This is a genomic window from Chloroflexota bacterium (assembly GCA_020161265.1).
Lineage (GTDB): Bacteria > Chloroflexota > Chloroflexia > Chloroflexales > Herpetosiphonaceae > Herpetosiphon.
Window position 1 is genome coordinate 462,447 of the sequence record JAIUOC010000003.1, and the last position, 13,938, is coordinate 476,384.

Sequence of the window (13,938 nt, forward strand, 5' to 3'; positions counted from 1 at the left end):
TTGAACTGTAAGAATGCCTTGCGGCGCTGACCTATTGCTAATATCCAAGATCTTTATATAATGATGGTCAATCCAACACCCATACTCTGGAGGAATCCGTATGAGTTCAAAGTACAGCGTGGAGTTTCAACGCCTGATCGATCAAGCCACTTCGGACGAAGCCTTCCGCCAAGAACTGTTGGATAGTAGCAATATTGCCGAAACTCTCAAAAACCATGGTTTTAACTTAACCGATGATGAATTGCAACAGGTCGAAGCCTCTGCAACCAATTTCCAAGGCTCAGGAACCGCAGCTAAAGTTGGTTGGTTTAGCTAATTTACAATTCGGCCATAATATATAAATAATATTATGGCCGAGAATAAAACCTTATGGGCTTAATTGATATTACAAGTAGTAAAAATATTGAAATACAAACAGATTCTGTAAGAAAGTCTGTTTTTTTTAATACCATTATTAATGTTGTTATTTATATTCATTTATTTTTTATAGGATTAGTTTTCCTATCATCAATTGTTGAACAAACTCTGAGATTCATGCCAATACTTATATTGGCAATTGATATGAGTTATTTTTTATTTATTAAATATGTAAGCAAAAAAATCGATAATAATAAACCATATATTATATTTTGTGCATACTCAAATCTGATGTTTATGGCAATGGCAGCGACAGAAAGTGATAATTCTGTTAATTTATTTATGTATATGTGCAGTATCTGTATTATGCTATTTACCTTTTTAGTGAATTATAAATCAGCACTTATAGCCTTTTTTGTTAATATGTCAATCATTTTCTACTTAATATATCAACCAAATTTCCTTTGGATTGGTGATCTATTACCAATATTAAGCTTTTTTGTAGTAATTACTGCAATTGCTTGGCTCTATCAACGGACACTTGATAATTCGATGATCTCGCTGCAAGAGGCTCGTCAGCAATTGATGCAAGATACCCTGATTCGCCAAGAGTTGGCGATTGCCCGCAATTTACAGCAAGAACTTTACCCCAAACCCCAACACTACAGCGAATGCCTCGATATTGGCGCTTCGGTGCAGCCAGCGCTCGAAACTAGCGGCGATTTGTATGATCTGATTCGTTTGAACGACGATGAAATCGCCATTATCGTGGGCGATGCAACTGGCAAGAGTGTGGCGGCGGCGATGGTGATGGCGATGACCCGCTCGATTATTCGTAGCGAGGCCCGTCGTTCGCGCAACCCAGGCCATGTTTTGCGCCATGTCAACGCAATTTTGCACGCCGACGATGCGGTTAATCAGATGATGACGGTCTGGTATGGGGTGCTGAATTTGCGCCATCATCAATTACGCTTTGCCAATGCTGGCCACCCCTTCCCGCTGCTGCGCCGCAATGGGGTTGTGCAAGAGCTAGAGGCCTTTGGCACACCATTACGCTCGATTCGCAATTTCCCCTATGCTGAGCAAACCATCCAATTACAAGCCAATGATCGTTTGGTGGTCTATACCGATGGCGTGATTGAAACCATGAACGAGCAGCGCGAGTTGTATAGTTTTGATCGTTGGTGCGCCGCTGTACGCGATATTGAAGCTGAAAATACGGCTGGCCTGATCGATGCCTATTGTGCGGCGGTTGATGATTTTCGGGGAGCTGCCCGTCAAGCTGATGACCTGACTTTGGTGGTCGTCGATATTATCAAAGATCCTAGCGAAGTGGTAACCCTTCCCGTTGCCGATACCACGGCTGTTGTTGTAACCGCTGATCAATAATTTGCAGATCTGGCCGAATTCCTAATACCTTTTGCACATACCATGCACTAAATGTTGTTTGATCGTTGTTGCTGAGCAATTGACCATTGCGTGGTTGTTGCTGCAATAATACGATTGCTTGATCGCGGCTTTGGGTTTGGTTGCGCAGCGAAAATTGCCAACCAAAGGGGACTGCGATCAAAATCAAGGCTGGCGTTAGCCAAATCCAACGGGCGATTTGGCGATGCTGTGCCAGCCCCACAACCCCTATTCCTAGCAACCAACCAGCCAACAAATGAATCGGCAAGAGATAGACTTGAGCGTCAGCGCCGCCATAACTGATCGCCCAAAGCAGCGTAACTCCGGCCCAACCAACTAACATCCAGCGCTGAGCAGCCATGATTTTTGTCCAACCAAAACCAATCAGCCCTGGCCCAACGAACCACCAATAGCTGGCCAGCAAATCGCGACAAGCTAAAATGAGCCGTTGAATTTGCTCGCTCAAGGGTACGGCTCCAACCAAATAACGATATTCGCTGGCGCTGATATGGGCAATTGCTCCCTCAAAACTGCGCCAATCGCCCCAACTTATTTGTGGAACTGCGCTGCCACGCCATGGCAACACCAAATAGCAACTGAAACCAAGCTCAACCATCAACCAAAACAGCCCAATTTGCTGCCACTTAATCGCCCATTTGGCTTTGAACCAAAACAAGCCGAATCCTACCAGCCATGCGGCTACTGGTAGTTGCACGCCTATGCCCAAACCTAAAATCAAGCCAAGTGCTGCCAACGTGCTGGTTTGTTGCCAACGCTGCCAGCGCAAACTGAGCCAAAGCAGTAAGGCTTGAAACAAATTTGCCAAGGCATACACTTCAACCACCAGCGCTTGTTGCCAAATTCGTTGACTTAGCCCAACGCCTAAGCCAGCAGCCACCATGGCGCTCCAACGGATTTTGGTTGGTTGCTCGCTGGCGCTTAATCCGACGCTGGCGGCGATGATGCCTGCGCTCAAGGCACTCGCGATGATGCTCAACCAAGCTAAACGTTGGGCTGGCTCGCCGCCAAACCAGTGAAGCGCAACTTGCCCAATCAGCAAATAGGTTGGCATGCCTGGCGGATGCGGCACTGCGCCAAACCAGAGTGCTGTCGCCAACTCGCCACTATCGCTGCTGCCATAGGCTGTGCTGATGGTCGGGCTGCTCATCAAGTAATAGATTGGCAATAGGAACCCAACGATCAGCCAAGGAATCAATCGATCCATCCATTGGCTGGTTGGCTGCGTGATATAGTGTGACGATTGTTTTGCAGTTTGAGGATTCATCGATCTATGCTTCCTGTTGTGATTGGGCTGCTTTTGGGGCTAGCCTCATTGATTTTATTGGTGCGTGATGCCTTGTTGCTCAACAAAATTCCTAAGATTGAGCCACGCCCAAGCCCTGAACCTGTGCCCAGCGTCGCTGTGTTGGTGCCAGCCCGCAATGAAGCGCACAATATTGGCTATGTGTTGCGTGGCATGGCTCAGCAAACCCGTAGCGATTGGCAACTAACCATTCTTGATGATCATTCAACTGATGCCACGGCTGCGATTGTAGCCGATGTTGCAGCGCAGGATCAACGGGTACATTTGCTGCAAGGCCAAGCATTGCCCGCTGGCTGGACAGGTAAGTGCTGGGCATGTTGGCAATTGGCCGAGGCCAGCACTAGCGAATGGTTGCTGTTTCTTGATGCTGATACCAAGCCGCAACCTGAGATGTTGCACCAAGCCCTAGCCTATGCTGAGGCCGAAAAACTCGATCTACTGACGTTTTTGCCCTTCTCCGAGCTGGGCAGTTTTTGGGAGCAAACCTTGCTGCCAGCCTTCTTTTCAATTATTCAGGCGGCCTATCCGGTCAGCAAAGTTAATACACCTGGTTCGGGCGTGGTGCTGGCGAATGGTCAGTTTATTTTGGTTCGGCGCAGTGCTTATCAACGGGCAGGCGGCCATGCGGCAGTGCGCGATCGAGTGCTTGAGGATGTTGAGTTAGCGCAGGCGATTGTGCGGGCGGGGGGGGTGATGCGGGCGGTGTATGCTGGCGAATTGTTGCGTGTTCGGATGTACACCAAGGGCAGCGAAGTGCGTGAGGGCTTGGTCAAAAATGCGATTGCTGGCTTGCGTAATGGTGGCGTGCGTTCATCGTGGGCGGGTTTGCGCCAGATTTTGGTTGGGGTTGTGCCGTTCGGGTTGGGCTTGCTCAGCTTGTGGGCTTGGCTGCGACGCTGGACATTCTGGCCAAAACTCTTGTTGAGCGCGATGGCGGCGCTGCTCAATGGCTTTGCTTTTTGGAGCTGGGGCCGTTTTATGCAGCAATTATATGGCTTATCGCGCCGTCACGCCCTGCTTTTCCCGTTGGGGATTGTCTGCTATATGCTGCTGGCGGCTGAAGCGGCTTGGCGGATCTGGTCGGGGCGCGGGGTGACGTGGAAAGGCCGCACCTACAAAGAGTAATCACGCTAAAACTAATTGCTTGACGACATGTTCCCAGCGAATGTTGGCGACCATCGCTGGCCCGTTGCTGCCAAGTTGGGCCGCTAAATCGGCAGAGGCCCACAATGTGTCGAGGTGGGCGGCCATGGCTCGCGCTTCGGCTGGGGCAACAAAGCCAGTTTTGCCATCGTGAATAAATTCTAAAACTGTGCCCGAATCTTGGGCGGTCAGCACTGGCTTGGCCGCCTCAAGCGCTTCGATCGTGGCAAAGCCAAAATCCTCGTCGATCGGGGCATAGAACACGGCGCGGGCATCGGCATATAAATCAATCAGCGTTTGATCATCCATCCAGCCGCGAAACTCAACCCGTGCTTCAATCCCAAGTTGCTTGGCGAGTGCTTGCAGTTCTGCCAAAGCTGGGCCACGCCCGCCGATAATCGCCTTGACTGGTTGTTCGGTATGGGTCAGGGCGTGCAGCAATAAATCGAGCCGTTTGGCGGGATCAAGCCGCGAAATGCTGAGAATATATGGTTCGTAGCGGCCTTGACGTAAGCGCCCACTATAAATTGAGGGTGGATAAAGCGGTGTGCTGGCGAGGCCATTGAAGCGTTGCAAGCGTTGACTGACAATCTTGGAGATGCTAAAACGGCGTTTGGCTTCGACTAAGGCCTGTTGATCGAGCCGTGTCAGGCTGCGAGCGAGGTGATCATCGTCTGGTTGACTGCCCCAATCGCTCCAGTTTGTGCCGCGCCAATCGTAGAGTTGTCGATGTTGATGCACCAACCAAACGACTTTTTTGGGGTGAGCCACTGCATACGAGGGGAATTTAGTACAGATTACTTGATCGACAGGTCGATCTTCGACTTGGCTGAGATCGAGCATGCGCCAAGCCAAAGCGCTATTGAGCAACTCGCGATGCGGTGTCCGAGTAAAGGGCAAGGCGACTAAATCGGCTTCATGGCCCGCCTTGCGCAGGGCTTGCAGTAGGCCTTCGGCCAACAATTCGGCTCCACCACGGGCAAAAGGCACTTGGGCTGTACAAACAAGAATCCGTTTCATTGGCTCTCAGGGCTAAGCAATCAGCCGCCATTATACTTTAGATTTGCTGGAGTGCCGCTTGAACCCGTAAGGCTAGCTGGGTCAGAATAATCGAGGTTGCGCCCCAAATTTTATGCTCACCATAGGGGTAATGCGGCACTTGCAGGGTCATGCCACGAATAATCCGTTCTTCAGTTTGCACGGCATCGGCGGCCCAAAGCTGCTGCAAGGGCAAATGCACCACATCGGCAACCTCATGCGGATTGGGGGCTAAATCAGGCGCATGATCAAGCCAAGCGACAATTGGCGTGATTAAAAAATTGCTGACTGGTACATACAATTCGCTCAAACGCCCGATGATTGTAGGTTGATGGGTTTGCAAGCCAACCTCTTCGTGGGCTTCGCGCAGCGCGGCGGCCTCAGGGCTGGCATCAGTTGGGTCGATCGAGCCACCAGGTAAGGAGATTTCGCCAGTGTGGCTGCGCAAATTGCCACTGCGCACGGTTAACGGTACAAACAACTGTCCAGCTTGCGGATACAGCAAAGCCAGCACTGCGCCATGGCGTGGTGTGATATGGGCTGGGGGCAATAAATCGCGACTGGGATTGCCGTTGCCGAGGATTGGTAAAAGCCGTGAACGAGCCTCGTTGTCGTGCTGCAAGTTGGCAAGTTGCGCTTGGAGAGCCGCCACGAACGCTAGATTTGGCATACATCTCATTCCACTAAACGAACAAAGACGTAGGTTGCTCCTACGTCTTTGTTATTATACCGTGAGTTGATCGAGTTAGATCAAAGCTTTTTCGGTGGCGATGTCGAAGATATGCATTTTTTCCATATCATAGACTGCGCGAATTGGCTGGCCTGGGCGGGCCGAGGTCCGTGGGTCGAAGCGTCCGATGATCGAGTGTTGGCCGCTTTGCAGGTAGGCGTAGATTTCGCTACCCATTGGTTCGGTCACATCGACGGTGGTTTCGACCACGGCATCGCCGTTAATCCCTGGTGGCAAGAGTGCTGCATCGTGGACATCTTCAGGGCGCACGCCAAGTTCAACTTCTTTGCCAACATGCGATTCGATATGAGCGCGGCGGCTGTTGGGAATTGGCACTGAGAAGCTGCCACCATCGAAGAACAAGCGGCCATCGCCCTTGGTTAAGGTGCCTTTGATGAAGTTCATCGAGGGCGAACCAATGAAGCCTGCCACAAATTTGTTGACTGGATGATCGTATAAGGTTTGTGGGCTATCAAGTTGTTGCATGAGACCATCACGCATCACCGCAATCCGCGAACCCATCGTCATCGCTTCGGTTTGGTCGTGAGTCACATAGATAAAGGTGGTTTTGAGGCGTTGATGCAATTTGCTAATTTCAGCCCGTGTTTGCACCCGCAACTTGGCATCCAAGTTCGAGAGTGGTTCGTCCATCAAGAAGACGGCTGGGTCGCGCACGATTGCTCGGCCCAAGGCCACCCGTTGACGTTGACCGCCCGAAAGTTGGCGGGGCTTGCGATCAAGCAAGTGACCAATCGCCATCATTTCGGCGGCTTCTTCAACGCGGCGCTTGATTTCAGGTTTTGGCACTTTGCGCAGTTTCAAGCCGAAAGCCATGTTATCAAACACCGTCATGTGAGGATACAAGGCATAGCTTTGGAACACCATGGCGATATCACGATCTTTGGGCGCAACGTTATTGACCACGCGATCCCCGATCATAATTTGGCCGCCAGTAATTTCTTCGAGGCCAGCCAAACAGCGCAATGCTGTCGATTTACCACAGCCTGAAGGTCCAACCAAGACCAAAAATTCTTGATCAGGAATATCGATGTTGAGATCTTTGAGAACGTGCACATCACCAAAGATTTTATCAACGTGATCAAACGTAATTGAAGCCATCGAGATCCTCCTTGAAACCTAATGAACCAATCACCAAGCTTGGGTTGAGCCATGTACGGTGAGCAATGGCGCTCCCATCAAGCTGTTGTAGGAGTTTTCGCACCAAGGTATGTGCCCAAAGTTCGGTTGGCCAGCGAAAGCCCGAGATGCCGCGTTGGGTATTGCTATGGCTAACGATCAGTGGTACTTTGGCATGATCGACCATTACCACTCCGGTTGCCAGTTGATTGCCACAGACGATCAAGCCGTCGTAGTCGTTTTCACTGGCGGCAAGTGCTGCGTAGGCGGCAACCCCATCGTGAAAACGATTGTCGGCTGGCTCGACAACCAACGCTGGATCAAAGGCGATGCCTGTGCGGCGTAAAGCGCGTCGATAACCCAGATACCAACGGGCCGAGCCTGGAATGCTGCGCGGTAGCGTAATCAGGCCGAGCCGTTGCATCCCCGCATGGGTCAAGGTTTCAACCGCGCGTTGTGCAGCAAAGGCTGCATCACACAAAACGGCTGGTTGATCAAACGGGGGGGCTAGTGCCCAAATTTGGGGCAATTGTGGGTCGAGTGCTGTGCCAAAACTAATCCAACCATCGGCCAAATCGCCACGGGCTTGGCTATCGGCAGGTTGTAGTAAGAGACTATAGCCTGCGCTAGTGGCGGCATTGGTTGCTTCGAGCAACCACGTGGCCAAATCAAGTTCACATAATAGATTAGCTTGGGGTAACAACACGCCAATGGTTAAGGTGCGTTGACGTTGGAGATTACGGCCTTGACGATGGGGTTGATAGCCGAGTTTGGCAACTGCGGCTAGCACTTTGTTGCGCGTGGCTTCGCTGACCGGCATGCTGTCGTTCAAGACATACGACACCGTGGCAACTGAAACCTCTGCTAATTGCGCAACATCCTTGATCGTTGCCATCGTTAGCCTCATCTATTTAAACGTTTAAATAGAGTATACTGCACTTATTTCAACTTGACAAGTTGCGATTAAAAGGGGGTTCTATGGCGCTTGGGCAACAACTGGTGCATCCCGATTGTTTGGCGTTTGTCGCGGTGGTTGAGGAATTATTAGCGCGTCGTCAACAAGGCCTCGTGCCCCAAAACCGCTGGCAACTCGCTGATGATCCGTGGGGGCCACGCGCTTGGAATCGTACTGAGCTGGAAGATATGGTTTATAGCAGCTACAAGCAGATGCGCAAAGGCCGCATTACCCGCCCGCCACGCCGCGAGGTGGTGATGGATATTGCCGATTATCTGAATTGCACAATCGAGGAGCGCAACCGCTTGTTGATTGCCGCTGATGGCTCGCCGATAATGCCCTATTTGACTGGCGCAGCACTCACGCCAATTCTTGAGATTACGATTGAAATTGTGCAACAACTGAGCATGCCCGCATTTGTAATCAATCGCGATTGGCAGATGCACTATTTCAACGAGCATTTACTGAATTTGTTTGGGGTTACGCCCGAAATGTTGGCGGCGATTGATCCAACTCAGTTGAATGTGCTAGGCCTGTTGTGTAACCCCGATTTGCCCTTATACCCACAGCTGATTCAAAATCGTGCTTCATGGCAATTTATGGTGCGCAAAACAATTTATGGCTTTAAACAGGCCAACGTGTTATGCCAATATGAGCCATGGTATCAACAATTGGTCGCTGAGTTGTTGCAACTGCCTGAATTTGCCAGCCAATGGCCAATTGTTAGCCTCGACAAGCCGCTGGTTACGCCGAATATGGGGCTTGAATCGCCAACAATTGTGTTAGAGGCGTTAATTCCGCATACCAAACCCATGCCCAAACGAGCTTGGCTGCGACCATTGTTGATGTCAGCGGGCTATTTTCAATTTGATTTTCCGCAAATTGTGGCTTTTTTGCCCGCCAACGCCGAGAGCCAAGCGATTTATGCAGAAATTGGCGTGCCGCTGGGGATTAATCATAGTAACTAACATACTCGCAAAGGACATTTTGTACCTTGTGGTTGGAATAGAATCCATTCAGATAACTCGCCGCGACCAATGTCGCCTAACAATTTTGAGGATGGATTGTAATGCCAACTAAAACGATTGTCCTGATTCATGGTCTGTTTGTGTCAAAACATTCTTGGCAGCCCTGGGTTGAATATTACCAAGCGAAGGGCTATACGGTGTTAACTCCAGCTTGGCCAGGCCGCGATCAAAGCATCGCCGAATTAAAGCAACGGGCCAATGATCCAGCCTTAGCTCAGCATACATTAAAAGAAAGCATCGATTATCATGTGAAATTTATTCAGAGCTTGCCCGAAAAACCAATTGTGATTGGCCACTCGATGGGTGGCTTGATCACCCAAATTTTGGCTAATCGCCAGTTGATTAGCGCTGGCGTGGCGATCGATTCAGCTCCGCCGCAGGGCGTAATCAGCACCAAATGGTCGTTTATCAAATCAGCCTTGCCCATGCTGAATCCGTTTCGCTCAACTAGCAAGCCTTTTATGATGCCCTTTGAGCATTTTCAATATACCTTTGTCAATGGCATGCCTTTAGCTGAGCAACAGGCGATTTATCAAAGCCAAGTTGTGCCCGAATCGCTGCATAACTTGCGTCAATCGTTGACCAGTGTCAGTCGGGTGGATTTCAAGGCTGAGCATGCCCCGCTGCTGCTGATTGCTGGCGAAATTGACCATATTATTCCGGCTTCGCTGAATTACAGCAATTATCGCAAATACCGCAACAGCAAATCGCTGACCGATTTCAAGCAATTTGCTGGGCGCAATCACTACATTGTCGGCCAACCAAACTGGCAAGAAGTTGCTGAATATGCCTTGAATTGGATCGAAACCAAGGCATTGGCTAGTCAATCGGTTGCTCAATAATTGCGTAGCTGTTGCTCAACCGTGGCCTTGCCGCAACCAGGCCACGGTTTTTGGCGGCCAAATTCTGGCCGATGAATCAACATAAGCATGATGAATGGTGGTAAGCTAAGGGTTAATCAATCGAGATGAGGTTGCGATGATTGAACAACGACCCTTAGCCGAACTTGCCAACGATCGTCGTTTTCCGCCTGATCCCCAATTTGGCTTGGTGTATGCTGCCTTGCAGGCTGGCAACTCGCAAGGTTGCTATTGGCAGGCCAATACATGGAGCAGTTGCTGGGATCAAGCAAATAATGTGTTGTATTTGGCGAGCGATCGTCGGCTTGATCAGGCTGAATTTAACCAACACTGGCAGCAAACGGTGGTGCCAGCGATGCCTGCCCGCCAAGTGATCAAACTGCGCTTGCTTGGTAATTCTCAACTTGAATTAGATGATGTGCTCAAGCCCTATCAAGCCCAACCAAGCAGCAGCTACTTTTTTGCTGATCAAGGCCATGTAGTAAACCAACCGCACCTGCCCAGCCAATTTGAGCTTAAGCAGCTTGATGCTGAAGTATTGCAGCTGCCAAGTGCCCAGCCAATTCTCCAAGAAATTCGTTGGATGTGGCCAAGCCTTGAACGCTTTCTAACCAACGGTTTGGGCTTAGCAATTCAGGTCGAGCAAACGTTGGTGGCCTGGTGTACTGCTGAGTATGTTAGTTCGCAACGCTGTGGTTTAGGCATCGAAACCTTAGAAGCCTACCAACAACAAGGTTTGGGCTATGCTTTGGCAACCGCGATGATCGTGGCATGTCGCCAACGTGGTTTGCAAGTGCATTGGGAATGTTCGAGCAAAAATCTTGCTTCGTATCGTTTGGCGCAAAAACTCGGCTTGCAACCACAAGCAGGCTTAATCAACTATGGCTTGGTTTGGCTCTAGTTGGTTTGTTGCAAGGTTTGCAACACGCTAGACCATTCGGGGTAGCGATAAATTGGGTTGGCCACATGGTGATAGACAATCTGACCAGCCCGATTGATCGCTGCTGCACCGCCCAGCCGCCGCATTGAGCCAGCCCCATTCAACAACTCCATGCCGCCAACTAAGAGCTTGGCTTGGCGAATCAGCACCTGTGGCGAGAGCACTTGTAGCCATGAGCCTTCTACAATCTCAAAATAATCGTAAACCTGTAAACTTTGATCAACATAAATTGGGAAGGGAATGTTATACATCGAGCGAAAGCGCGAAACCAGCTCAACATTGCCCATCATCAGCACTACAATTTGCCAGCCAGCATCTTTGAAGGCTTGGTCGTAATCACGCAGATTTAACAAGGTTTGGCGGCAAATACCACAACCAATATTCCGCATAAAAAAGATTAAGATTGGCTTTTCCTGCCAAAGACTTTCAAAGCCAACCCGCTCACCTGTTTCATTCAACACCCATAAATCAGTCATTGGGTTGCTTGCTACTGCTGTCATCGTACCCATCCAATCGCGCTGTAAATTCACTATTGTAGGCTACGTGCGCTGGGCGGCATAAGGATGTATGTTTAGGCGGCGCGTTGCAGCGGCGGCTCCACATAAGTCAATACTTCATCCCAAGTTGGGTAACGATAGATTGGGTTGGCGACATGATGAAAGCTAATTTCGGCCTGCGGATTGAGCAGCACAATGCCCCCAAGGCGGCGAATTGATTCGGCGGTTAAATTGACTGATGAAGGAATGCCTTTGAATGCTAACAGCATCTGACGGGCTAAAACATGCGGGCCAGCAACTGTCCAAAGTGAGCCTTGGCCAATTTCAAAGGCCTCGTAGACTTGCTGTTTAGGGTCGGAAAAAACCGGAAATGGCAAGCGATTAAGCTGACGAAAGCCATGAGCCATTTTGGCATCGCCCATAATAATCACGGCAATTTCGCAGTGGGCATGGTGAAAGCGTTGTTGATATTCGCGCAAACGGTAGAGCTGTTGGCGACACAGGCCACAACCAACATGGCGCATTAACATTAACAAAAGTGAACGTTGTTGATAGCGTTGCAGCAAATCAACCGGATGATCGGTTTCATCCACCACCATTAAATTGCGCTCAACGATTTGGCCCTGCATAACACACCCATCCTTGCTAAAAAGAAAACTGCATCGACCTCTATTCGTTTAAACAAACGTAGGTAGATGCAGCCTTTTTTTAAAGATTGGATGAGGATTCGTTTTGGGCGCGTTGTTCGGCAATTTTGCGTAGCCCATTAGCGGCTCGCCAAATAACTGATACTAAGGCTATCGTGATCAGCAGCCAGATGCCCCAAATCACAACGCTAGAACTACTTTGACGGGCGATAAAGGCCAATAATGGCAGCACGCACATTGTTGGCGAAAACAGCATGGCCAAGGCAATCGAACGCCGGAGTTTGCGTTCTTCAGGGCTTAAATTGGCACGATTGAGCGAACGTGGCTGCTGATCTGGTGACTGCATGAAACATCCTTATGCTAATTGGTGACTGGACAGCTTATGGCCGAGTTGATTGGTTGGGTTGCTTGCGGATCACGCTTGAAAATCAGGCTTTGTTGATCGGCATAAACTTCACGCCAAGCTGAATTGGCTTGAACTGCGCTGATCAATTGCTGGCCGTTTTCACGATCCACTAGAATTGTATCAACTGAAGCTTGTGCTAGGAGCCGTTCCCAATCGCGGCCTGCCATAATACAACTATAGGCTTGCCAGTGTTCGGTTGGGTATAAGTTAACTCGTGGATCGATAAATACAGGCAATTGCTCACCAGCTTGCCAGATTAAATAGCTGCCATAGCCAAGATCATGGAAGTAGGCTTGGCTTGGTGGATTGGCCTGCAAAAACTCGACTGCTTGAATTGGGGTAGCAGCACTCGCTAATGCTGCTTGCGGCAAATTGCCGGTTGCGCCCTGCAAAGCTGCTGGCAAAGGCAGCCAAATGCGAATGACTGGTTGCATGAGCAGACCAATCAAACCAATCGTGATTGTCAATCCGGCAATCCATACCGGTGCGCTGGGGTTACGTTTAATCAGGCGTAAGCGGCCACGACGCACAATTGCCTCGGCAATAATTGGGCCTGCCACGCTACCAAACCAAAATTGATAACGCATGCTAAGCAAACTAAAGGCTGCCATAATCGTCGTTATGATCAGATCACCACTGCGCATGCGCTGCCAAACCACCGATAGCATTATGATTGCAATTAAGCTGACTGCCACGCCAATTTGAGCGCTTGGGGTTGCTAGATTTGATAGTGGCGAGCCGGATTGAGTTTTTAAAGCTTCGGGAACTGTGCTAGTTAATTGTTGCCATGCGGCGATCCAGCCGTTCCAGCCATACGGGTTGAGGAAACTCGCGATAGTTGTAGTTGCTGTGGCGATTTGCAGCGATCGGGCAGTTGCAAAAATTGGTGCTTCATCATGGTCGCGCCGCCGATCGATGATTGCGCCTACAGCGGCTGTTGCAACCAGGATTGGCCCAAAGATGAAACTTTCATGCAGGTTGACCCAAAGTAATTGGATGAGCGGGAGCAACCAGAGATATTTCGTTGCCCAGCGTTCGGCGGCCACTTCACTAACAATCACAAAACTGGCGATAAACAGCGGCCAGGCAAACATTGCAGGCTGAACGTGCCAATGATTGAAACTTACCAGCACACTCAACAACAAACCGAGCATGGCGGCCCGCCCATTGGCTTTTACCCGTCGCCAGGTATGCCAGAGCAATAAAGCATAACTGCCGATTAATAAAAGGCTGCGGATTTGTAAAATTGCAACTAAACCACCAAGCTGATAGATCCACGAAAAGAGGAATTGGCTGAGCCAGTTTTGGTAGAAAAAAGCTGTATTGGCTTGGGTGGCGGAAAAAACGCCAACAGTGGGGATGCTGCCGCTTGTGCGAATCAGATCGCCAATTTTGAGCTGCCACCAAAAATCCTCTGGGGCAACCAGCCATAAGCTGCCAACTGTCATTGCTAGCGCAAAAAAGAGCAA

General features: G+C 49.9%; 15 protein-coding genes. 6 read left to right on the forward strand and 9 right to left on the reverse strand.

The genetic code is table 11. From position 1 onward, the window contains the following. Nucleotides 1-100 precede the first annotated feature (100 nt). A complete protein-coding gene (locus tag LCH85_09340; protein ID MCA0352187.1) occupies nucleotides 101-316 on the forward strand; it encodes a Franean1_4349 family RiPP in 216 nt (71 codons plus the stop codon). A gap of 593 nt (nucleotides 317-909) precedes the next feature. After that, complete coding sequence (locus tag LCH85_09345; protein MCA0352188.1) at nucleotides 910-1,746, forward strand: serine/threonine-protein phosphatase; 837 nt, start codon at nucleotides 910-912, stop codon at nucleotides 1,744-1,746. On the opposite strand, the gene LCH85_09350 is transcribed toward LCH85_09345, so the two are convergent. Further along, nucleotides 1,682-3,049: a DUF2723 domain-containing protein gene (locus LCH85_09350; protein ID MCA0352189.1), complete on the reverse strand. Its 1,368-nt coding sequence runs from the start codon at nucleotides 3,047-3,049 to the stop codon at nucleotides 1,682-1,684. The genes LCH85_09345 and LCH85_09350 overlap by 65 nt on opposite strands. A gap of 6 nt (nucleotides 3,050-3,055) precedes the next feature. Here LCH85_09350 and LCH85_09355 point away from each other — a divergent pair, with 6 nt between their 5' ends. Continuing rightward, on the forward strand, nucleotides 3,056-4,213 hold the full coding sequence (locus tag LCH85_09355) for a glycosyltransferase (GenBank protein ID MCA0352190.1): 1,158 nt from the start codon (nucleotides 3,056-3,058) through the stop codon (nucleotides 4,211-4,213). Here LCH85_09355 and LCH85_09360 read toward each other — a convergent pair whose 3' ends face one another. The 4 genes from LCH85_09360 to LCH85_09375 form a co-directional block, all read right to left on the reverse strand. Further along, nucleotides 4,214-5,251, reverse strand: coding sequence for a glycosyltransferase family 4 protein (locus LCH85_09360; protein ID MCA0352191.1), 1,038 nt, complete (start codon nucleotides 5,249-5,251; stop codon nucleotides 4,214-4,216). Nucleotides 5,252-5,288: 37 nt separating this feature from the next. Beyond that, a complete protein-coding gene (locus LCH85_09365) occupies nucleotides 5,289-5,939 on the reverse strand; it encodes a CoA pyrophosphatase (protein MCA0352192.1) in 651 nt (216 codons plus the stop codon). 75 nt (nucleotides 5,940-6,014) lie between these two features. Continuing rightward, nucleotides 6,015-7,118 (reverse strand): ABC transporter ATP-binding protein, encoded by a 1,104-nt coding sequence (locus LCH85_09370; GenBank protein ID MCA0352193.1) that lies wholly within the window; start codon nucleotides 7,116-7,118, stop codon nucleotides 6,015-6,017. Continuing rightward, on the reverse strand, nucleotides 7,099-8,031 hold the full coding sequence (locus LCH85_09375) for a LacI family transcriptional regulator (GenBank protein MCA0352194.1): 933 nt from the start codon (nucleotides 8,029-8,031) through the stop codon (nucleotides 7,099-7,101). Before LCH85_09375 ends, LCH85_09370 begins: the two co-directional genes overlap by 20 nt. 83 nt (nucleotides 8,032-8,114) lie before the next feature. Between LCH85_09375 and LCH85_09380 the strand changes: the two genes are divergently transcribed. From LCH85_09380 to LCH85_09390, 3 genes are all read left to right on the forward strand, one after another. Beyond that, nucleotides 8,115-9,059, forward strand: a complete 945-nt coding sequence (locus tag LCH85_09380) for a PAS domain-containing protein (GenBank protein MCA0352195.1) — start codon at nucleotides 8,115-8,117, stop codon at nucleotides 9,057-9,059. A gap of 101 nt (nucleotides 9,060-9,160) precedes the next feature. Beyond that, complete coding sequence (locus LCH85_09385) at nucleotides 9,161-9,961, forward strand: alpha/beta hydrolase (GenBank protein MCA0352196.1); 801 nt, start codon at nucleotides 9,161-9,163, stop codon at nucleotides 9,959-9,961. A 136-nt stretch (nucleotides 9,962-10,097) separates the two neighbouring features. Next, nucleotides 10,098-10,880: a GNAT family N-acetyltransferase gene (locus LCH85_09390; protein MCA0352197.1), complete on the forward strand. Its 783-nt coding sequence runs from the start codon at nucleotides 10,098-10,100 to the stop codon at nucleotides 10,878-10,880. Here the strand turns inward: LCH85_09390 and LCH85_09395 are convergent. The 4 genes from LCH85_09395 to LCH85_09410 form a co-directional block, all read right to left on the reverse strand. Next, nucleotides 10,877-11,419 carry a redoxin domain-containing protein gene (locus tag LCH85_09395; protein ID MCA0352198.1) on the reverse strand — a complete coding sequence of 181 codons (543 nt, stop codon included), beginning with the start codon at nucleotides 11,417-11,419 and terminating at the stop codon, nucleotides 10,877-10,879. The genes LCH85_09390 and LCH85_09395 overlap by 4 nt on opposite strands. 71 nt (nucleotides 11,420-11,490) lie before the next feature. Further along, nucleotides 11,491-12,045: a redoxin domain-containing protein gene (locus LCH85_09400; protein ID MCA0352199.1), complete on the reverse strand. Its 555-nt coding sequence runs from the start codon at nucleotides 12,043-12,045 to the stop codon at nucleotides 11,491-11,493. Between the two features lie 79 nt (nucleotides 12,046-12,124). Further along, the gene (locus tag LCH85_09405) at nucleotides 12,125-12,409 is read right to left on the reverse strand and encodes a hypothetical protein (GenBank protein ID MCA0352200.1); all 285 of its coding nucleotides are present in this window, start codon (nucleotides 12,407-12,409) and stop codon (nucleotides 12,125-12,127) included. A 14-nt stretch (nucleotides 12,410-12,423) separates the two neighbouring features. Then, on the reverse strand, nucleotides 12,424-13,917 hold the full coding sequence (locus tag LCH85_09410; GenBank protein MCA0352201.1) for a hypothetical protein: 1,494 nt from the start codon (nucleotides 13,915-13,917) through the stop codon (nucleotides 12,424-12,426). Nucleotides 13,918-13,938: the final 21 nt, after the last annotated feature.

Bases quoted from the DNA above. Each gene is read 5' to 3' on its own strand.
- LCH85_09400 (MCA0352199.1), bottom strand. From the start codon at position 12,045: ATGCAGGGCCAAATCGTTGAGCGCAATTTAATGGTGGTGGATGAAACC.
- LCH85_09410 (MCA0352201.1), bottom strand. From the start codon at position 13,917: ATGACAGTTGGCAGCTTATGGCTGGTTGCCCCAGAGGATTTTTGGTGG.
- LCH85_09390 (MCA0352197.1), top strand. From the start codon at position 10,098: ATGATTGAACAACGACCCTTAGCCGAACTTGCCAACGATCGTCGTTTT.
- LCH85_09355 (MCA0352190.1), top strand. From the start codon at position 3,056: ATGCTTCCTGTTGTGATTGGGCTGCTTTTGGGGCTAGCCTCATTGATT.
- LCH85_09395 (MCA0352198.1), bottom strand. From the start codon at position 11,419: ATGACAGCAGTAGCAAGCAACCCAATGACTGATTTATGGGTGTTGAAT.
- LCH85_09365 (MCA0352192.1), bottom strand. From the start codon at position 5,939: ATGCCAAATCTAGCGTTCGTGGCGGCTCTCCAAGCGCAACTTGCCAAC.
- LCH85_09345 (MCA0352188.1), top strand. From the start codon at position 910: ATGATCTCGCTGCAAGAGGCTCGTCAGCAATTGATGCAAGATACCCTG.
- LCH85_09350 (MCA0352189.1), bottom strand. From the start codon at position 3,049: ATGAATCCTCAAACTGCAAAACAATCGTCACACTATATCACGCAGCCA.
- LCH85_09375 (MCA0352194.1), bottom strand. From the start codon at position 8,031: ATGGCAACGATCAAGGATGTTGCGCAATTAGCAGAGGTTTCAGTTGCC.
- LCH85_09405 (MCA0352200.1), bottom strand. From the start codon at position 12,409: ATGCAGTCACCAGATCAGCAGCCACGTTCGCTCAATCGTGCCAATTTA.
- LCH85_09340 (MCA0352187.1), top strand. From the start codon at position 101: ATGAGTTCAAAGTACAGCGTGGAGTTTCAACGCCTGATCGATCAAGCC.
- LCH85_09370 (MCA0352193.1), bottom strand. From the start codon at position 7,118: ATGGCTTCAATTACGTTTGATCACGTTGATAAAATCTTTGGTGATGTG.
- LCH85_09380 (MCA0352195.1), top strand. From the start codon at position 8,115: ATGGCGCTTGGGCAACAACTGGTGCATCCCGATTGTTTGGCGTTTGTC.
- LCH85_09360 (MCA0352191.1), bottom strand. From the start codon at position 5,251: ATGAAACGGATTCTTGTTTGTACAGCCCAAGTGCCTTTTGCCCGTGGT.
- LCH85_09385 (MCA0352196.1), top strand. From the start codon at position 9,161: ATGCCAACTAAAACGATTGTCCTGATTCATGGTCTGTTTGTGTCAAAA.